At 65.6% G+C, this 19,613-nt stretch carries 16 protein-coding genes; 12 read left to right on the top strand and 4 right to left on the bottom strand.

The window, feature by feature from the left end; all coding sequences use genetic code 11:
• The first annotated feature begins 15 nt into the window (after positions 1–15).
• From ACNQS7_RS30145 to nbtC, 3 genes are read left to right on the top strand one after another with little or no spacing between them, the layout of a single operon-like run.
• Positions 16–774 (top strand): thioesterase II family protein, encoded by a 759-nt coding sequence (locus ACNQS7_RS30145; RefSeq protein ID WP_418015429.1) that lies wholly within the window; start codon positions 16–18, stop codon positions 772–774.
• Positions 771–2,063: a polyketide synthase gene (locus ACNQS7_RS30140; RefSeq protein ID WP_418015428.1), complete on the top strand. Its 1,293-nt coding sequence runs from the start codon at positions 771–773 to the stop codon at positions 2,061–2,063. Before ACNQS7_RS30145 ends, ACNQS7_RS30140 begins: the two co-directional genes overlap by 4 nt.
• Positions 2,060–5,119 carry a nocobactin polyketide synthase NbtC gene (gene nbtC / locus ACNQS7_RS30135; protein WP_418015427.1) on the top strand — a complete coding sequence of 1,020 codons (3,060 nt, stop codon included), beginning with the start codon at positions 2,060–2,062 and terminating at the stop codon, positions 5,117–5,119. Before ACNQS7_RS30140 ends, nbtC begins: the two co-directional genes overlap by 4 nt.
• Here nbtC and ACNQS7_RS30130 read toward each other — a convergent pair.
• Both ACNQS7_RS30130 and mbtG read right to left on the bottom strand, forming a co-directional pair.
• Entirely contained in the window at positions 5,116–5,325 is a 210-nt protein-coding gene (locus tag ACNQS7_RS30130; protein WP_418015426.1) for an MbtH family protein, read from the bottom strand. The two genes, nbtC and ACNQS7_RS30130, sit on opposite strands and share 4 nt — an antisense overlap.
• A complete protein-coding gene (gene mbtG / locus ACNQS7_RS30125) occupies positions 5,306–6,598 on the bottom strand; it encodes an NADPH-dependent L-lysine N(6)-monooxygenase MbtG (protein ID WP_418015425.1) in 1,293 nt (430 codons plus the stop codon). The genes ACNQS7_RS30130 and mbtG overlap by 20 nt, the downstream gene beginning before the upstream one ends.
• A gap of 175 nt (positions 6,599–6,773) precedes the next feature.
• Between mbtG and ACNQS7_RS30120 the strand changes: the two genes are divergently transcribed.
• From ACNQS7_RS30120 to ACNQS7_RS30080, 9 genes are all read left to right on the top strand, one after another.
• On the top strand, positions 6,774–8,399 hold the full coding sequence (locus tag ACNQS7_RS30120; RefSeq protein ID WP_418015424.1) for a (2,3-dihydroxybenzoyl)adenylate synthase: 1,626 nt from the start codon (positions 6,774–6,776) through the stop codon (positions 8,397–8,399).
• A 133-nt stretch (positions 8,400–8,532) separates the two neighbouring features.
• Complete coding sequence (locus ACNQS7_RS30115; protein ID WP_418015423.1) at positions 8,533–8,964, top strand: hypothetical protein; 432 nt, start codon at positions 8,533–8,535, stop codon at positions 8,962–8,964.
• A 35-nt stretch (positions 8,965–8,999) separates the two neighbouring features.
• A complete protein-coding gene (locus ACNQS7_RS30110) occupies positions 9,000–9,398 on the top strand; it encodes an MmpS family transport accessory protein (protein WP_418016207.1) in 399 nt (132 codons plus the stop codon).
• Entirely contained in the window at positions 9,395–12,208 is a 2,814-nt protein-coding gene (locus ACNQS7_RS30105) for an RND family transporter (RefSeq protein ID WP_418015422.1), read from the top strand. Before ACNQS7_RS30110 ends, ACNQS7_RS30105 begins: the two co-directional genes overlap by 4 nt.
• 285 nt (positions 12,209–12,493) lie before the next feature.
• Entirely contained in the window at positions 12,494–13,486 is a 993-nt protein-coding gene (locus tag ACNQS7_RS30100) for an alpha/beta hydrolase (protein ID WP_418015421.1), read from the top strand.
• A complete protein-coding gene (locus ACNQS7_RS30095) occupies positions 13,486–14,352 on the top strand; it encodes an SDR family NAD(P)-dependent oxidoreductase (protein ID WP_418015420.1) in 867 nt (288 codons plus the stop codon). The genes ACNQS7_RS30100 and ACNQS7_RS30095 overlap by 1 nt, the downstream gene beginning before the upstream one ends.
• A gap of 58 nt (positions 14,353–14,410) precedes the next feature.
• Positions 14,411–15,331: a ferritin-like domain-containing protein gene (locus tag ACNQS7_RS30090; RefSeq protein WP_418015419.1), complete on the top strand. Its 921-nt coding sequence runs from the start codon at positions 14,411–14,413 to the stop codon at positions 15,329–15,331.
• Positions 15,332–15,333: 2 nt separating this feature from the next.
• Positions 15,334–16,803, top strand: coding sequence for a flavin-containing monooxygenase (locus tag ACNQS7_RS30085; protein ID WP_418016206.1), 1,470 nt, complete (start codon positions 15,334–15,336; stop codon positions 16,801–16,803).
• Positions 16,800–17,711: a MerR family transcriptional regulator gene (locus ACNQS7_RS30080; RefSeq protein WP_418015418.1), complete on the top strand. Its 912-nt coding sequence runs from the start codon at positions 16,800–16,802 to the stop codon at positions 17,709–17,711. Before ACNQS7_RS30085 ends, ACNQS7_RS30080 begins: the two co-directional genes overlap by 4 nt.
• On the opposite strand, the gene ACNQS7_RS30075 is transcribed toward ACNQS7_RS30080, so the two are convergent.
• Together ACNQS7_RS30075 and ACNQS7_RS30070 are read right to left on the bottom strand one after the other, a co-directional pair.
• A complete protein-coding gene (locus ACNQS7_RS30075; protein ID WP_418015417.1) occupies positions 17,698–18,714 on the bottom strand; it encodes an acyl-ACP desaturase in 1,017 nt (338 codons plus the stop codon). The genes ACNQS7_RS30080 and ACNQS7_RS30075 overlap by 14 nt on opposite strands.
• 14 nt (positions 18,715–18,728) lie before the next feature.
• Complete coding sequence (locus tag ACNQS7_RS30070; protein WP_418015416.1) at positions 18,729–19,499, bottom strand: sigma 54 modulation/S30EA ribosomal C-terminal domain-containing protein; 771 nt, start codon at positions 19,497–19,499, stop codon at positions 18,729–18,731.
• Positions 19,500–19,613 lie beyond the last annotated feature (114 nt).

Genomic DNA, 19,613 nt, shown 5'->3' with positions numbered 1-19,613 from the left:
GAGAGGTAGGGCGGCATGCCGCGCACGCTTGGCTGGATCAGGCAGTTTCACCAACCTGATTCACCCGAGAGCCCGACACTGCTGGTTTTCCCGCACGCCGGCGCGGGCGCCTCGGCATACCGCTCCTTCTCGAAGGCGCTGAGCAGGCATTTCCGGGTGCTGCTCGTCCAGTACCCGGGTCGCCAGGACCGCGCCGGCGAACCGCCGCTGACCACGCTGCAGGAGATCGCGGCCGGCGCGTTCGAGGAATTCGCGGCCTCCGAGCATTGCGGTGCCGGTCCCGTGGCCGCGTTCGGCCACAGCATGGGCGGCTGGGTTGCGTTCGAATTCGTGCGGATCGCCGAATCCAGGGGCATCGACGTGCGCGAACTCAACGTCTCGGCAGCGGTCGCACCCGGCAACGCCGTCACCAAGCCACCACATCCGACCGATGACGAGTCGATCCTGCAGCACCTGACCGCGCTGGAAGGCACCAACTCCGCCGTGTTCGGCAACCAGGACCTGATCCGGCTGGCGCTGCCGGTCATCAAGGCCGACTATCGCGCCTGCGACGCGTACTCCTGCCCGGACGACGTCAAGATCGCGGCCCGCATCCACGCGCTCGGAGGCGACCAGGACCCGATCGTCACGCTCGGCGATCTGTACGGCTGGGGCAAGCACACCGACAGTGCCGAGGTGACGATGTTCGACGGCGGGCACTTCTTCATCAACGATCACGTGGAAGCCGTGGCCGAACTGCTGGCCGGGAGCACGCAGCCGGAGCAGACGCGGTGACCGATCCGGTCGTCGTTGCCGGACTGGCTGTCGAGACCCCGGGCGGCATCGACACCCCGGCCGGGTTGTGGCAGGCCCTGTGCGACCACCGGGAACTGCTGTCCCCGTTTCCGCGGGATCGCGGCTGGCCTATCGACGATCTGCTGTCGCTGTCCGAGGCGGACGGCTGGGGACGGGTCCCCGATTCGGGTGGATTCCTCTCCGGCGCGGCGAATTTCGATCCCCCATTCTTCGGCATCACGCACCGCGAGGCACTGGTGATGCACCCCCAGCAGCGGGTGGCGATGCGCGTCGCATGGCGGGCACTGGAGAACGCCGGCGTCAATCCCGGTTCGGTCGAGGGCGAATTCGGTGGATGCTATGTCGGAATGTCGATGACCGAGTACGGCACCCGCACCGCCGTCGCCGATGACTACAGCGGCCACCGCACGGTCGGTATGGGACAGCTCGGTGGGGCCGGACGGATCTCGCACGGACTGGGCCTGACCGGACCGTCGATGTGCATCGACTCGGCATGCGGATCGTCGCTGACCGCGCTGCAATTGGCCGTCAATGCGATCACGATGGACGAGTGCGAGTGGGCGCTGGCCGGCGCTGTCTGCGTGTTAGGTTCGCCGGCCGCCTTTTTCGAGTTCGCCAAACTGCACGCCCTGTCCGACGACGGACACTGCCGCGCCTATTCCGAGGACGCGACCGGCACCGTCTGGGGCGAGGGCGCGGGAATGCTGCTGCTGGAACGCGAGTCGCGCGCCCGGCAACTCGGACACCGGGTCTACGGACGGATCCTGGCCGCCCGCACCAACCACAACGGCAAGGGGAAACCTATCCTCGTCCCCCGGGTGCATGCTCAGGAACAGGTGGTGCGCAAGACGCTGGACGCCGCCGGCATCGATCCTGCCGACGTGGGAATGATAGAGGGGCACGGCACCGCGACTCCGGCCGGTGACCCGGTGGAATTGCTGGCCCTCTTCAAGACCTACGGCGCCGCGGGATCCGAGGCCCTGCTCGGCTCGATCAAGTCCAACGCCGGGCACGCGCAGGCGGCAGCGGGAATTCTCGGGCTGATCAAAGTGCTCCTCGCCGGCCAGCACGGCTACATTCCACCAACTCTGTTCTCGGACAACCCCACCAAGAAGCTGGACTGGGATCTGACCGGCATCCGGCTCGCCACGAAGCTGACGGAATGGCAACCCAAGGACGGCGTTCGATACGGCGCCGCGTCGTCGTTCGGCGCCGGCGGCGCCAACGCCCACGCGATCGTCGCGATGCCCGCGGAGGGCGACACGTGACCAGTTACCGGCTCCCCAACGGCGTTGTCCCCGTGCTGCTGACGTCGGACACCCCCGATCTCATACCGGTCGATGCCGCCTCCCTGCTCGCCTACCTGGCCGACCACCCCGAAGCGACGCCGCACCAGATCGCCGCCATGCTTTTCCGTACCCGGGTCGCTCGCAAACACCGCGCCCTGGCGCTGGTGGGCAACCGCGAGGAGCTGATCGAGGCGCTGCGAAGCGTCGTCGACGGCCGCGAGCATCGCTTGGTGCTGCGCGCGGACGCCGCCGCGGCGGCACGGCGTCACGCCTATGTCTTTCCAGGCCAGGGCAGCCAGCGACCCGGCATGGGCAGGCGCTGGTACGACTCCTGCCCGGCGTTCCGGACGGAGGTCGAGCGCTGTGCCGAGGCCTTCGCCGAGCAGACCGGGCAGTCCCCGCTGAATTACCTACTGGACGACCAGTGTTCAGCCGAAGACGACGCAAGCACCGTCCAGCCCGCCTTGTTCACCCAGATGGCGGGTCTGGCCGCGACGTGGCACTCGTTCGGCATAGCGCCCGCCGCCACTATCGGTCACAGCCAAGGAGAGGTTGCCGCCGCATACGTCTCGGGCCGGATCACGCTGGCAGATGCCGTCCGCGTCATCGCGCTACGGGCGCGCGCCGCCGACGGGTTCGGCGCCGGCGATTACGCGATGGCCGTGCTGGCCACCGACCGGGAGACATGTGAGGACCTGCTGGCCCGCTGTTCGGGCTGGGCTGAGCTCTCGGTGGTGAATTCTCCTGGCATGCATGCAATCTCGGGTGACCGGAATTCGATACAGGGCATCGTGGACACGTGTACCGCGCGCGACATCTTCGCCCGGACGATCAGTGTGCGATACCCGGCGCACACGGGGTTGATCAACGGCCTGCATGACGAGTTGTGCGCCGGCATGCGTCGCGAGCTGTCCAGCCTGGCGTTCTCCGACAGCGAGATCACCTGCGTCGGCGCCACTCTCGGCGCTCCCATCACACCGGAGCAGCCCGCGGACCGGTACTGGTTCTGGAACCTGCGCAACACCGTGCGATTCGACAAGGCGTTGGGCGCCGCGCAGTCGTTGGACATCGACACCTACATCGAGCTGGCCGAGCACCCGACATTGCAACTGGCGATCCAGGAGAACCTGACCGCCGCCGACGCCGAACATGCCGGCCTGGTGGTCGGCACGTCCACCCGGACAGACGACGACCTCACCGACTTCACCCGCAATGTGATGCGTTGTGCACTAGATGATCTGAACTACCCGTGGGAGAGCCTGGTGACGCAAACCCAGGGACCTCCGCCCCTGCCGTTGCCCGATTTCCCGAACACCCCGATGAACGAGATCCCGCTGTGGATGCCCTACGAACAGGGCCTGTCGCCGGCCGCACGCAAGACGTCCGACGCGGCGATCACCGCCAACCCGGAGTCCGGCCCCGATCGGGCGGCGCCAAGGCTGCTCACCGAGAAATGGGTCCGGCTCTCACGGCGTTCCCTGGTACCGCCGCGCTCCATCGGCATCATCGATCACACCGGCGCCGCCGCCGATCTCGCCGCAGCGCTGACCGTCGCGGCCGGTGACGTCGGCGCCACGGCCCGGACGCTCAGTGCCGACGAATTCCACACCGCCCCAGGTGATCTCGATACGTGTGTCATCCTCCTTCCACAGCCGGTGCGCCATGACGCCTCCGAGGCGGTGAACAGCCTGGCGACCTTTTTCGCCGAACGGCGCTGGTGGCCCGGGGCCGTCGCCGGTGTCACCGACTACTGGCTGGTGACCGCGGGCGGCGAGACGGTGGTGACCGACGATCCGCCGCCCGATCTGGTGCACGCGGGGGCGAGCGCCGGATTCCGTTGTGTGGGTGCCTCATACCCCGGTGCCAGATTCCGCCACCTCGACATTCCGGACCCAGCGCCTACCGGCCCGGCCGCAGCGGTGGCGATCGTCGCGGCGCTGCATACCGCGGAGGAATCCGAACTCGCGCTTCGTGACGGCGCCCTGTATGCCAAGCGGCTGGTCGACGACGACGCACCTGTGACCGGCGCCGGTGAGCGTCCTGCCGGGCACATCCTGATCGTCGGTGGCACCGGCAACCTGGGCCTCGAATTCTGTGAGCACCTCGCCCGCGGTGGTGCCCGCGAAATCACATTGCTGAACCGGTCGGGTGAAACGGCCGTCGTGACCGAGCGATTGCGGAGCATCCGCTCGGCCACCCCGGCCCGGATCCGGGTCACCGCGTGCGATCTCAACGACGCCGCGGCAGTGTCGGCGCTGTCCGCACAAGCCACGGCCGCCGATCTGATAATCCATGCGGCGGTGGAGTATTCAGGTATCGAATTGACGGACATCACGGTCGGTGATGTCGACCACGCCCTGCAGGCCAAGGTGGTGGGGATCGCCCGGGTACTGGACGCCTTCCCCCGAAGCGAAGACTGCCGGGTGGTGCTGTGCTCCTCGATCTCGGCCTCGGTCGGCGGGCGCGGCCTGGCCCTGTACGCCGCCGGCAATCGGATGCTTGACGCGATGGCGCATCTACTCCGAGCCGAGGGCCTGGATTGCGTTTCGGTGCAGTGGGGTCACTGGCGGGTCCATCTAGAGGAGTCCGGATCGGCGATGCTGGCCGGTCTCGGCGTCGTCCCCATGCGTCCCGCCGACGCACTCGCGGTGGACGTGACCGGGTTGCGCGAGAACACGATTGTGGCCGCGTTCGAACTGGATCGCGCACGCTCGGTCCTCGGGGCCTGCGGTCGCGGTTCGTTGCTGTCGCAACTGAACTCCGCTGCGCCCCGCCCGGTCGAACCACCGGCCCGGCCGCGCGAAAACCCCTCGGGACTCACCCAGCGGTTGGTGAGCCTGCTGGCGCAGGCGATCGGGGCCGACAGCGCCGACACCATCGACACCGCGGTACCGATGGTGGCGATCGGCCTGGATTCGTTGCAGGCTCTGGAGTTCAGGCGCCGCGTGAAGATGGAGCTGAATCACGACCTGGAGGTGGCCGACCTGCTCGGCGGGGCGTCGATCGCGGAAGTTCTGGCGAAGCTGGACGCTTAGCTCATCGCCTCGCGCAGGCTTCGTGGGCGCATGTCGGACCAGTTGCGCTCCACGTAATCAAGGCACTCCGCGCGGGTGGCCGCACCGAAGACCGTCTGCCAGCCCGCGGGCACCTCGACCAGAACCGGCCACAGGCTGTGCTGCTCCTCGGCATTGACCACTACCCGGAACAGGCCGGCGTCGTCGTCAAACGGGTTGGTATGCACCGCTTCTCCCGATTGGCGAATTGGATCCGGCGGCCACCGCCCCGGCGCCGAGGACCCGATCGGACAGCAGGCCCAGGCAGCTCAGATTGGGGAAGCCCGGGCCTTCGTTCAGTCCGGACAGGTTGGGTAGCAACAGCCGCGGGGTGACTCCGGTGACGGCGAGGTCGGGACCGATCGACTCCTCGATCCGTTGCCCGGTCAACGGGCCGCCGAGCTCCAGTTCCAGCAGGTCGACGGCGTCCTGGCTGAGCAGCGGCAGGAACCACAGCGCGTCCGCGCCGGAACCGTCGATGACGAGGTCGAAATCATGCACGCTTTCCTGTAATTCACCGCAGTGGTCGGTCTGCAGGGTGATCCAGATGCGCTCGTGACGGTCGACGACTTTCGCGACCCGCCCGCGCAGATGCTTGATTCGTTCGTCGGCGAGCAGCAGTTCCTGTACCCGCGCGGAGAACACGCCCCGATCGGTGCGGGCAATGCACTCGCGACGCTCGGACAGTGTCAGGGTGCGCCAGTGCGTGGGATCGGAAAACAGGGAATTCTCGAAGAAGCCCTCACCGCGGGTGAACAAGGTGGCCTGCGGCGAGATCGCCGTGATTGTCGAAACACGGTGATGGAAAAGCTCATTGAGCATCGATGCGGCCGTCTCGCCACCACCGATCACCGCCACGTTCTCGGCGACGATGCGGTCGTGACACGACGTGCGCTCCCAGAACTGAGCGATGGACAACATCCGCGGGTCACCGGAGAGGATGGACCGTTGCGGCTGGCCGGGACCGGTGATCATCACCGTGTCCGCTGCCAGCACCGCATCCCGCGTGTGCAACTTCCACTGCTGCCCCTGCACCGACATCTGAATCAGTTCGCCGCGAAAGACTTTCAAATCCGCCATCTCGGCCACCCAGCGCAGATACCGCGCCCAGCTGTCGTGCGTGGGAGCGGGCCTGCCCCGATCCACCCAGCCGACGAACTGATCGATGGCGACCAGGTACGCCTGCCAACTCCACCGCATCATCCGCTCGTCGACTTCGGTATCGCGACCGGGCACCAGCGACGAGCGGTAGGGAAAGCCCACGTCCTTCTCCGGACTGGTGCCCAACCGCTGCCGCCCGTCGGTCCAACCGCCGCCGGCGATCCAGTTGGCCGCGACACCAGAACGCTCGATGGCGACGATGTCGGGGGTGTCTACGCCCATTTCGCGCAGTGCCGCCGCTTTCGCGGCCACTGCCACGGCCTTTGCGCCGGCCCCGATGATCGCGAGGGTTTCACCCATCGTGCACCCGACGAGATTCTGAGGCACGGTGGCGGCATCCCCCGCTTGCCAGTGCGCCGGCGAATGATGCGCCGCCCACGACCCCACCTCCCCGGCTTAGCTCAGGCTGTCCTAACTTTCTGTACGCTACCTTATATTCGTGGGGCATACACCCCCGGCCCGAGGGAGCGTCGAGTTGTCTTCTGACTCTGGTCCGGCGCCGCTTGCCGGGTTCGTCGCGTTTCCACCCGATCGGGCCACCGCGTACCGGGCCGCCGGCTACTGGTCGGGCCGGAGCTTGGGCTCGGTGCTTCGCGAAGCCGCCTCGAACTGGCCCGATCGGCCGGCAGTGGTCGACGCCGCCACCAGCTTCACCTACGCCGAGCTAGACCGACTGGCCGACGAGGCGGCCGCCGGGTTCGCCGCCCTGCCCATCGGCCCCGGTGACCGTGTTCTGCTGCAGCTGCCGAACTCGTGCCGGTTCGCCGTCGCGCTGTTCGGGCTGCTGCGGGTCGGCGCGATTCCGGTGATGTGCCTGCCCGGTCACCGGCTGGCGGAACTGACTCATTTCGCGCACATCAGCGGCGCGGTCGGCGCGGTGATCCCCGACGTCGTGGGCGGATTCGACTACCGGCAGATGGCCGCGGCGCTGCAGGCGGCGCAGCCGCGCCTGCGCCACGTCGTTGTCGACGGGGATCCCGGTCCGTTCCTGCCCTGGTCGACGCTGTCCGGTCGAGCCGATCTGACTCCCCCGGTCATCGACGCCGCCTCGCCCGCGCTGCTGCTGGTATCGGGCGGCACCACCGGGCTGCCGAAACTGATTCCCCGCACGCACGACGACTACGTCTACAACGCCACCGCCAGTGCCCGGCTGTGCGCGATGACCGGTGCCGACACCTACCTGGCGGCGTTGCCGGCGGCGCACAACTTCCCGTTGGCGTGCCCGGGCATCCTCGGCGCGATGACCGTTGGCGCGACGGTGGTGTTCGGCGACGACCCGAGCCCGGAAGCGGCCTTCGCCGTGATCGAACGGCACGGCGTCACTGTCACCGCCCTGGTCCCGGCACTGGCCAAATTGTGGGCCCAGGCCTGCGATTGGGAGCCGGTGACCCCGAAATCGTTGCGGCTGTTGCAGATCGGCGGGTCCAAGCTAGAGCCCGAGGATGCCCGCCAGGTGCGCGGGGTGCTGTGCCCGGGGCTACAGCAGGTGTTCGGCATGGCCGAAGGGTTGCTGAACTTCACCCGGCTGGACGACCCGCCCGAAATCCTCGAGCACACCCAGGGCCGCCCACTGAGCCCGGCCGACGAAGTCCGCGTCGTCGACGCAGACGGCTCGGCGGTGCCTGTGGGTGGCGAAGGCGAGCTCCTGGTGCGCGGGCCCTACACGATCAACGGTTACTTCCGCGCCGAACGCGACAACGAGCGCAGCTTTGATGCCCAGGGCTTCTATCGCAGCGGAGATCTGGTCCGTCGCCGCGAGGACGGCTACCTGGTGGTCACCGGCCGGATCAAGGACGTCATCTGCCGATGTGGTGAAACCATCGGCGCGCAGGACATCGAAGAGCAGTTGCTGACGCATCCGGATGTCTGGTCGGTGGCGGCGGTCCCACTCCCCGATCCTGCCCTTGGCGAAAGAATCTGCGCCGCAGTCGTTTTCAACGGGAAGTCGGCGACATTGGCTGAATTGAACGGCCACCTGGACCGCCGCGGGATGGCCAGCCACGCCCGCCTCGATCAAGTCGTCGCATTTCCGGCTCTGCCCACCACCGCGATCGGCAAGATCGACAAGAAGGCCATCGTCGCACAGCTGACGACCTCGTAGATCTCACTCGTCAAACGCCGGGGACACCCGCCCGCTCGTCAGCGGAGCGGCGAATTGCGGTACCCGCTAGAAATCGTCGATAGCAGACGGTAGTGTTCTCTAAGTTCACTGGCGGAGGGGAAGGGACCGACAGGTGATTCCGGGACTTTTCGGCTTTCTGACGATCATCTCCCTTGTGCTGATGCTGATGCTCGCGATCGTCGCTTCGCTGTACGTCAGAAAGCTGCGCAACCGCGAGTCGACTCAGCTGAGCGAACAGCTTGGCAGCTCCCAGGTCGTACTGGGCAAACTGCGCAAACGCGAACCGATGTCGCAAGAGGAATTGACGTACGCGAAGCAGATCGTCGCCGAACGCACTTCGCCGATGGCACTGGCCCTCCCCGGCATGATCTTCATGCTCGGGTGCTTCTACGTATTCGGCAGCCTGGAACACCTGCACGGTGCCCGACCCTCCGAACGCACCTTCCTCGGCGTGATCCCGATGTTGACCTCGACGAATCTTGCCCTTCGAATGCTCAGCAGCAACAGATTGAAGAGACGGCTACGCACGGCGGTGTCGGCCTGATGGCGACCGCCCGGTCTGTGTTGCAGCGCACCTGGATGCCGCTGGTCGCTGTCGTAGTCGTCGGCGCCGGACTGGTGGGCATGTGGAAGGTGCACCAGTTCTCCGAACCCACCCCGGTCCCCACCGTCAACGGGCCGCAAGCACCGCCGGACTTCAATCCCAAACAACTCACCTATGAGTTGTTCGGCTCCGTCGGCGACGGGGGGATGCTGGTCTACGCCGACATCGACGGGCACCCGCATCGCGTCGATGTCACGACGTTGCCGTGGTCACACACCGAAACAACCACGCTCACCGTGGTTTCCGGCAGTATCTCGGCGCAGGTCCATGGCGGTCAGCTCGGCTGCCGGATCCGGGTGGATGGCGTTGTCCGCAACGAGCAGTCCGATGACCATCAGGATGCTCACGTCTTCTGCATAGTGAAGTCCGCATGAGCGAGCACCGGCTGAAGCGACCCTTCGTCCCGAGAATGGTTCGGGCCCTTGCTATCCCGATCATCGTCTGCTGGGCGCTCATCGCCGTGACAACGAACACCTTTATGCCCCAAGTGGAAAAAGTTGCCGAGGAACTCGCCGGGCCGATGGTGCCGCATTACGCGCCCTCACAACGGGCGTTGCTGCACATCGGAGAGAAGTTCCGCGAATCCAACTCGACCAACCTGACCATGGTCGTGTTCGAAGCCGACCGGCAGCTGGGCGATCAGGACCATCATTATTACGACGATTTGATGCTTCGGCTCAAGCACGACACCGCACACGTGCAATACGTGATGGATCTGTGGGGAAAGCCGTTCACGGCGGCGGGAGCGCAGAGCGTCGATGGAAAGTGCACCTACGTGTTGCTCCGTCTGGCAGGCGACATCGGCCAGATACAAGCCAATGCGTCAGTGAATGCCGTCCGGGACATCATCAAGAAAGACCCGCCGCCACCGGGGCTCAAGGTTTACGTCAGTGGCGCGGCTCCGCTCGCCTCGGACACGCTGAGTATCGCGAACGCGAGCCTGAACAACGTCACGATCGTGACGATTTTCCTCATTCTGGCGATGTTGCTGCTGGTCTATCGCCGCTTCTCCACCCTGCTGGTGCCGCTGGCCGGAGTACTGATCGAGATGCTGGTCGCGAAAGGAGTCATTTCGACCCTCGGCCACCTGGGCTATATCGAACTTTCTTCATTCGCCGTGAACATCGTCATCGCGCTGACTCTGGGAGCGGGAACCGACTACGGCATCTTCCTGCTGGGCCGCTATCACGAGGCACGACAGGCGGGCGAAAGCAGGGAAGACGCCTACTACATCGCCTACCAGGGTGTCGCGCCCATCGTCATCGGCTCGGGGCTGACCATCGCGGGCGCTTGCTACTGCCTGACATTCGCGCGGCTCAACTACTTCCACACGATGGGGCCGGCCGTCGCCATCAGCATGCTGTTCACCATCGCGATGGCGATGACGCTCGGCCCGGCGATTCTGACCGTGGGCAGCCTGTTCGGTCTCTTTGATCCGAAATCGAAGGCGAAGGCCACCCTGTATCGCCGGATCGGGGCGAGCGTCGTGCGTTGGCCGGTGCCGATCCTCGCGGCCAGCTCCGCCGTCGTCATGATCGGGGCGGTCTTCGTGCCGACCTACCGGCAGAATTACGACGACCGCCAGTACCAGCCGGCCGATGCACCGGCCAACCTGGGCTTTGCGGCGGCAGACCGACACTTCCCAAAGAGCAAGCTGTTCTCCGAGATGCTGATGATCGAGACGGACCACGACATGCGCAACTCGGCCGATTTCATCTCGCTGGACCGGGTGGCCCGAAGTCTCATCCGCCTGCCGGGAGTCGCGATGGTGCAGAGCATCACCAGGCCCATGGGCCGGCCATTGGAACATGCCAAGATTCCCTATCTGTTCACCACCCAGGGCAGCGGGAGCGGTCAACAGCTCCCGTTCAACATGCAACAGAACGCCAACACCGACGAACAAGCCCAGATCCAAACCCACTCAGTCGCGGTGTTGCGCAAAGAAATTGACTTTTTCCAGCAGATGTCGGACCAACTGCATCAGACCGCGCTCACCGTCGCGGATCTACAGCAGATCACCGACCAGATGAATTCGCAGATCTCTAATCTCGACGACTTCTTCCGGCCGATCAAGAGTTATTTCTACTGGGAACGCCACTGCTTCGACATCCCGATCTGCTGGGCATTCAGATCGGTGTTCGACGCGCTCGACAACATCGACAAGCTGGCCGAAGACATCAACGCCGCCAAAGCCTCCATCGAGGCGATCGACAGGATCGTCCCGCAGATCATCACTCAGCTCAAACTCACCGCCGATGACACGGAGGCATTGGCCGCGCTGCTGGTCAAGTCCTACGGTTCCGCGTCCCTACAGGCTATGCAGACGGATCAGACGTTCAACGACTCGGTCAATGTGGGACTGGATTTCGACGCCGCCCGCAGTGACGACTTCTTCTACATACCCCGGGAAGGTTTCGACAACGAAGACGTCAAGACCGGCATGAAGCTGCTGATGTCGCCGGACGGCAAGGCCGCGCGGTTCATCGTCACCCACGAGGGGAACGCCATGGGCCCCGAAGGCGTGGAACACGTCGACAAGTTCCCCGGCGCGATCACCACCATCCTCAAGGAAACCTCGCTGGCCGGCGCGCGGGTCTATATCGGCGGCTCGGGATCCAACGACAAGGACATCAAGGCTTACGCCGCAAACGATCTGCTCATCGCGGCAATCGCGGCATTCGTGCTGATCTTCTTGATCATGATGGTGATCACGCGAAGTTTGTTCGCCGCCATGGTTATTCCCGCCACGGTGGCATTCTCCTACGCCGGCGCATTCGGACTTTCGGTGCTCTTCTGGCAGCATCTCGTCGGCCTGCACCTGCATTGGCTGATTTTGCCGCTGACGTTCATCATCCTGGTGGCGGTCGGTTCTGACTACAACCTGCTGCTGATCGCGCGCGTCAAGGACGAAGTGCACGCCGGGATAAACACCGGTCTCATCCGCGCGCTGGGCAGCACCGGTGGTGTCGTCACGTCCGCGGGACTGGTATTCGCATTCACCATGCTGGCGATGCTCAGCAGCGACCTACGCACCATCGGTCAGATGGGTTCTACGGTGTGCATCGGACTGTTGCTCGACACACTGATCGTGCGTTCCTTCGTGGTTCCGTGCATCATCAGGATTCTCGGGCCGTGGTTCTGGTGGCCGACGCTGGTGCGTGCGCGTCCGTTGCGGCAGAGCTGATTTCACTCCCGCGAGCGTCCCCTCGCAAGCTCCCCCTCGCGAGCGTCCCCAAAGTGCCGGCGCCACCGGCGTGTCGGTGGCAACACGCGAGCGCTCACCGCGCCGGGCCGCTCGTATGGGATACCCACACTCCCCCACCCCCCGCGAGTGACCCCAAAATCTCGGCCCCACCGGCGCGTTCATGGCAACACGCGAGCGCTCACCGCCCCGGGCCACCAACGACCACCAGCAGCAAGATCAAAGCTGCCATTGACGAATGTCACCATTTGCGATTGACTCAGTCGCATGACGGACGTCGTTCCGGCGTGCGGGTCACTGCGGTCCCGCACTGCGATAGCGGTGAGCACCGTGCTGATCCGCCCGATCACCGCGGCCATACCGCCGGAGCGGCCGTGGGGAATGTGGATGACGCGCCAGCTGGTCGCCTCGTTGATGGGCACACTCGGGCCATCATTGGCCGGCGCCCGCGTGAAACAGGTCAATTCCGTTCTGCCAGACGGGCGTCGGATCATCGGCGAATGGGTCTACGGACCGCAGGTTTCACCCGAGGCCGACGGCGCCATCTACTACGTGCACGGCAGCGGCTACGCCATGTGCTCACCCCGCACCCACCGCAGGCTCACCTCCTGGCTGTCCTCGCTGACCGGGCTGCCGGTGTTCTGCGTCGATTACCGATTGGCGCCTCGCCACCGCTTCCCCGCTGCCGCCGATGACGTGCGCACGGGCTGGGACTGGCTGCCGGGCGCTACCGGCCTGCCTCCGGAACGCATTGCGGTCGCCGGGGATTCGGCGGGCGGGCACCTGGCGGTGGACCTGCTGCTACAGCCCGACGCCGCGGCGCGCCCGCCCGCCTCGCTGGTGTTGTTCTCCCCGTTGATCGACCTCACCTTCGGGCTGTGCGCGGCGCGTGAACTCCAGCGCCCCGATCCGGCGCTGCGAGCGGCCGCGGCCGCAAAGATCGTGGCCCTCTACCACGCCGGGGTGGATCCCACCCACAGCCGTCTGACTCTGAACGTCGCCGGCGGTCCGCCGCTGCCACCAACGCTGATCCAGGCCGGCGGGGCGGAGATGCTGCAGGATGACGCACGCCAGCTCGCAGCGGACATCCAGACCGCGGGTGGACGTTGCGAACTGCAGATCTGGCCGCACCAGATGCACGTGTTCCAGGCCCTCCCTCGCATGTCTCCTGAGGCATCGATGGCCATGGCGCACGCCACGCGATTCATCACCGACACACTCCGGCAGAGCCCGGAACCAGCTGCGACGGAGGCGGTTTGATGCTCGGACCATTGGACAGGCTGCTGGGCCGAAAGACCCCGAGTCACGGGGCCCTGGCGGTCGTCACGGGGGCGGGCAGCGGCATCGGCGCCGCCTTCGCGGTCGAACTCGGTCGCCGGGGCGGCAAAGTGGTCTGCAGCGACCTTGACGAGATGGCCGCCAAGCGGACGGCTGACGAACTCATCGCGCAAGGTGCCGAAGCCACGGCGGTGCGCTGCGACGTGTCCAGGATTGAGGACGTGCACGCCCTGGCCGATCAGGCGCAGGAATGGTTCGGCGGGCCGCCGACGCTGGTGATCAACAACGCCGGCGTCGGCGCCGGTGGCGAGCCCATCGGCGATGTCCCACTGGATGATTGGGTGCGCACCCTCGGAGTGAACCTGTGGGGACCGATTCACGGTTGTCACGTCTTCACGCCCATCCTGCGCGAGTCGGTCGGGTCCGGCCAGCCGAAAGCGATCATCAATGTCGCCTCGGCGGCGGCGTTCGGGGCCGCACCCGGCATGGGCGCCTACAACGTCAGTAAGGCCGGGGTGCTCTCGCTGTCGGAGACACTGGCGGCCGAATTGTCCGGCACCGGAATAAAAGTCACCGTGCTGTGCCCGACCTTCGTCAAGACCAACATCGTCGAGTCAGGCCTGCAGGCCGGACGAATAAGCGAGGAGTCCAGCGCGCTGGCCAACCGACTGATGCGATGGACGGGATTTTCCGCCGAGAAGGTCGCGCGGATCTGCCTGGACGCCAACGATCGCGGCGAGCTGTACTGCATGCCCCAGCTGGAAGCGAAGCTCGGCTGGAATGTCAAACGCCTTGCACCGGGCGCATATACGCGCGCGGTCGGGCTGGTGTCGCGCGTAGGGCACTGAAAGTAGGGCACTGAAAGTAGGGCACTGAAACACCCGTCCACCCTGAAAGGACATCGTTGTGGCCATCGAAATGGAAGCCATGCTCGCCAAGATCAAGGATCGCCAGTGGGCGCTCGCCGACATCGACTGGGAGGCGCCGGGGGCCGAAACGATCCGCCCCGAGTTCCGTCCGAAGCTCAAGGCGTTCATGGCCGATCTGTGCTGGATCGAGAACATCGGCGCCCGGGGCTTCGCGGCGCTGGCCAAGAAGGCGCCCAACCCGACCATCGCCGAGATCTACCGGTACTTCCATGCCGAGGAACAGCGGCACGCGAACGCCGAACTGGCGCTGATGAAGCGCTGGGGCATGCTCGAGGACGGCGAGATCCCCGAGCCGAACGTCAACATCCGGCTGGCCATCGAGTGGCTGGACACCTTCGCCGACGACATGCCGCTGTCCGTGCTGGGCACCGTGATCCCGATGCTCGAGGTGGCGCTGGACGGTGCGTTGTTGAAGTTCCTCCTGGAGTCCGTCGAGGACCCGGTCTGCCACCAGGTGTTCGAGAAGATCAACAACGACGAATCTCGGCACATCGCGGTGGATTTCGAGGTGCTGGAGATGATCGGTCACGCTACCGCGCGCCGGCTGGCGATTGAATTCGTCGGCCGCTTCGCGTCGCCGGGTCTGATCCTCGGGATGGTCATGTACGTGCCGCTGCTCAACCGGGTTCGCAACGAGATGGCCGGCATGGGGATGGAGCCGGAGCGGCTGTTCAACGCGGTCAACCGCTTCAAGCAGCTCGGTGAACGCGGTGCCCGCACCCGCCGGGTGCCGACCTACAAATTGCTCAAGCGGCACGGCATGTGGGTGGTCAACCCGCGGCACCCCTACCAACTGCTGGCCAACTCCATGGTGTGGCTCTCGGATTACTATCCCAAGCCGCTGCTGAGGCCGATGCCGAGCTGGTCGCGGGAACTGACCCACGAGCCGGCGGCGTGAGCATGGCAACCATCCACTCCACGCTCATCATCGGCGCCGGTTTCACCGGTCTCGGCGCCGCCATCCGATTGGCCGAAAAGGGCGTCAAGGATGTTGTGGTTCTGGAACGTTCCGACCGGGTCGGCGGAACCTGGCGCGACACCCAGTATCCCGGTGCCAGCTGCGACGTCCCGTCGCTGCTGTACTCGTACTCGTTCGTCAAGAACCCGAAGTGGTCGCGCACCTACTCGCCGGCACCGGAGATCTATCGACACATCGAGGAGATGGCGAACAGGTTCGACGTCCGCCGCAATATCCGGTTCGGTCATGAAGTGACGGGTCTGACATTCGACGAGGACACCGGAGTGTGGACCGCAACCACGAAGAACCGCAAACGCTTCCGGGCACGCACTGTTGTGCTGGCCTCCGGCCCCCTGTCGGACGCCAGCTTCCCGAACATCCGCGGCCTGGACAGCTACCAGGGACACAAGATCCACAGCGCCCGGTGGGACTCCGACTACGACTTCACCGGCAAGCGGGTGGCCGTCATCGGCACCGGGGCAAGCGCCATTCAGATCATCCCCGAGCTGGTGAAGCAGGCCGGCTTCGTCAAAGTGTTCCAACGCACGCCCGGCTGGGTGTTGCCACGGCTGGACGTTGCCACGCCGCCGGCGGTGCAGGCATTGTTCGCGAAAGTCCCTGCCACCCAACAACTTGCCCGGCAGCTGTTGTTCTGGGGTCACGAAGCCACCGCGACGGCGATGGTGTGGAACACCCCGTTGACTTCAGTGGTGGCCCGCCTGGGACAGGCCCACATCCGGGCCCAGGTCAAAGACCCCTGGTTGCGACGCCAGCTGACGCCTGACTTCGCACCCGGATGCAAGCGCATGCTGATCTCCAGCGACTATTACCCGGCCCTGCAGCGCGACAACTGCAAGCTGATCGACTGGCCGATCGCGACGCTGAGTCCGGTCGGGATCCGTACCAGCGACGGGATCGAACACCATCTGGACTGCATCGTGTTCGCCACCGGTTACGACGTCCACCTCACCGGACCCCCGTTTCCGGTCACCGGACTCGGCGGCCGGTCCCTCAACGACGAATGGGCCCGCGGCGCGCAGGCGTACAAAAGCATCAACGCACACGGATACCCGAACCTGTTCTTCATGACCGGGCCCAATTCGGGTCCCGGCCACAACTCCCTGCTGGTCTACATCGAAGGGCAGCTCGATTACGCGGTGCGCGGTATCACCACCATCCTGGACAACGACCTGCGCTATCTCGATGTGCGCGAAGACGTCCAGCGTCGCCACAACGAGCACATCCAGCGCCGGCTGACCAGGACGACGTGGAACTCCGGCTGCAGCAGTTGGTATCTGACCAAAGACGGGTACAACGGGTCCATGTACCCGGGAACCGCGACCCAGTATCTTCGCCAGATGGGTGACTTCCGAATGAAGCATTACGACGCGGTCTCCCGCGTCTGCGCATGACATCTCCCCGGCCCGAACCCGGGACGATCGCCAGCGTGCTGTACAACGTGCGGCGGGCGCCGCAGCGCGTGCGGCGCCAGTCACGCGATTTCGTGGAAACGGCTGTCACTCAGCTTTTTGACGCGGCGACGCGTCACCCGCCGGGCGCGCCGACGTCTAATGAGTACCGGATCGAGGAACTGGCCCGGCTGGCCGGAACCACGACGCGCAACATCCGGGTCTACCGGGACCGCGGCTTGTTGCCGCCACCGCTGCGGGTCGGGCGGATCGCGCTGTTCAACGACACCCACCTGACCCGGCTCCGCCTGATCACCTCGATGCTCGACCGCGGCTACAACATCGCCCACGTCCGCGAGATGCTGAGCGCCTGGGAGGAAGGCAAGAATCTGGGCGACGTCCTGGGCCTGGAAACCGCAATCGTGGGCACCTGGACCACCGAGAAGTCCCAGACCATGCCGCTGGCGCAGGCCCGCGAACTCGTCGACGACGCAACCGCTTTCGATCGGCTGGTGACACTGCACATCATCCGCGTCGACGGCGAGCAGGCCACCGTCACCCGACCCAAGCTCATCGAGGCGTTCAACGAGGTCCGCGGTTACGGGGTGAGCAGCGACAAACTCATCGACTTGCACGAGCAGATCCTGCCCAAGGTCGACGAGATCAGCGACCTGCTGGTCCGCGCCGGATTCGAACATGTCGCGAACCGGATCAAGCCCGGCGAGGCGCTGCCGGCCGACGCCGAGGTCGCCGAACTGATCACCATGCTGGTCCGCTTCCGCACCCAGGCGGTGGCGACCGTCACCGCGACCCTCGCGTCATCGATCGAGTCGAACATCGAGACCCTGGTCAGCCGCCTGCTCGCGGAGTACCTCGAGCGGGCGGCTGAGCCCGATGTCAGTGCCCGCTGAGGGTCAGCGTCCCTTCGGTTTTGAGCACCCGGGCGGCGGTGATCCGCTCGGCCTTGCGCGCCTCCCGGTCCAGATAACGCTGCTTGGATTCGTCGAACTTCTCCGCCGCCTGTTCGATTTCCTTGATCAGGACCGCAAGGTCGTCACGCATCCACGCCGCCTCGCCGGTGAAGTCTTCGCGCTCGAAGATCCGCCACTTCTTCAGCACCGGCATCACCACCTCCTCGAGGTGGATACGTGGGTCGTAGACGCCGCCGACGGCGATGACGACGGCCTTGCGACGAAATTCCGGCACCGTGTATCCGGGCATCTTGAAGTTGCGCAAGATCCGGTGCACCGACTTCATCGCCTGGTTGGGTGCGATCTCGAGGCCCGCTTCGCTGACGTCGCGATAGAAGATCATGTGCAGGTTCTCGTCCGCTGAGACCCGGGCGAGCAACTGATTGGCAATGCTGTCGTTGCAGGCCTTGCCGGTGTTGCGATGCGAGACGCGGGTGGCCAGTTCCTGGAACGAGACGTACATCACCGAGTCGAACAGGCTCTCCGCGAACAGGTTGCCCTGCTGGTTCTGGCCGGGGCTGAAGCCGCGGGTAATCTGTTCCATCCGCAGTTTCTCCAGCTCGACAGGGTCGACGGCGCGCGTCACCACCAGGTAGTCGCGCAGCGCCACACTGTGCCGGTTCTCCTCGGCGGTCCACCGGTTGACCCACTGGCCCCACGCGCCATCGAGGCTGAAGTTCATCGAGATCTCGCGGTGATAGGACGGCAGGTTGTCCTCGGTCAGCAGATTCTGGACCATCGCCACCTGAGCCACGTCGGAGAGTTGACTCTGCCCCGGCTCCCAGTCCTGACCGTCGAGGGCGTAGAAGTTCTTGCCGTCGGACCACGGAATGTAGTCGTGTGGATGCCACTCCTTGAACATCGACAGGTGCCGGTTGAGCAGGCGCTCGGCGACAGGTTCAAGTTCTTGCAGCAGTTGCAGATTCGTCAATTCCTTGGGCACAAGCGTCTCCAGGGTTACTTGGTCGGCACCAGCAGGCCGAGGTTGCCGTCATGGCGGGGATACAACAATTGACCGCGACCGGTTTCCCGGTCGGTGTAAAAGAGCAGGCGCAGGCTGTGTTCACAGGCACGGCGTACTGCCTCGGATTCGCTCAAAGTGGGTGTGGCACGGGAATTCACGATCAGCGGCACCTGAGGTCCGGGCACCTCCGCCGACCAGGCCCACCCCGGTGGGAAGACATGCCGCTGCCGGGCCAGCCGCAGACCCGACGGCCCGGCCCGGTAGACCAGCGCGTCCTCGCCGGTTTCGGCGTCGGTGAACAGATGCGCGTCGTAGTCCATGCCGTCCATCACCGCTACCGCCCGCAGGGGCGTGGTGCGTTGCAGCGCAACCGATTTGCGGCGCGCCACCGAGGCGTCGCAGCCCACCGTCAATATCCGTCGCGTCGGATCCGGCCATGGTCGAGGCCGCCACGGCGCAAGCATCCGGCGGATCTGGCGGTCGAGCCTGTCCAGCGCCGGCGACAACTCGTCGACGCCGGCTGTGACGGCGGCGATGCGCGCCGGGAGTTCGCCTACCGACAGGTTCACCTGCATGACCATCGGGCCGCGGCCACACGTTCCCGTCTTGAGGCGTACCCGAGCGCCTCCGGTGATCTCGTGAAAGGCCAGGACCTCACCGACCGCTTGCGCCACGCGCTCGGCCTGAGCGAGGGTGACCGGGCCGTCGGACGTCACGTCGACGTCGGGGAATTCCCGCACCGACCTCGCCTTGAGTGCCCTCACGCCCCAGCGATCCTTTCTCTTCTTTTCGCGACTTCGAATGCCGCGGAGAAAAGTTTCGCCGTTCGACGCCACCGTCAGATAGAGCCGAAAGTCCCACCGGGAGTGGCTAAAGTC

Origin of the sequence: Mycobacterium sp. 23 (assembly GCF_048287075.1) — a bacterium.
Taxonomy (GTDB): Bacteria; Actinomycetota; Actinomycetes; order Mycobacteriales; family Mycobacteriaceae; genus Mycobacterium; species Mycobacterium gordonae_B.
The sequence above is the reverse complement of the archived record's forward strand: the minus strand, read 5'-3'. Positions and strand labels throughout refer to the sequence as shown.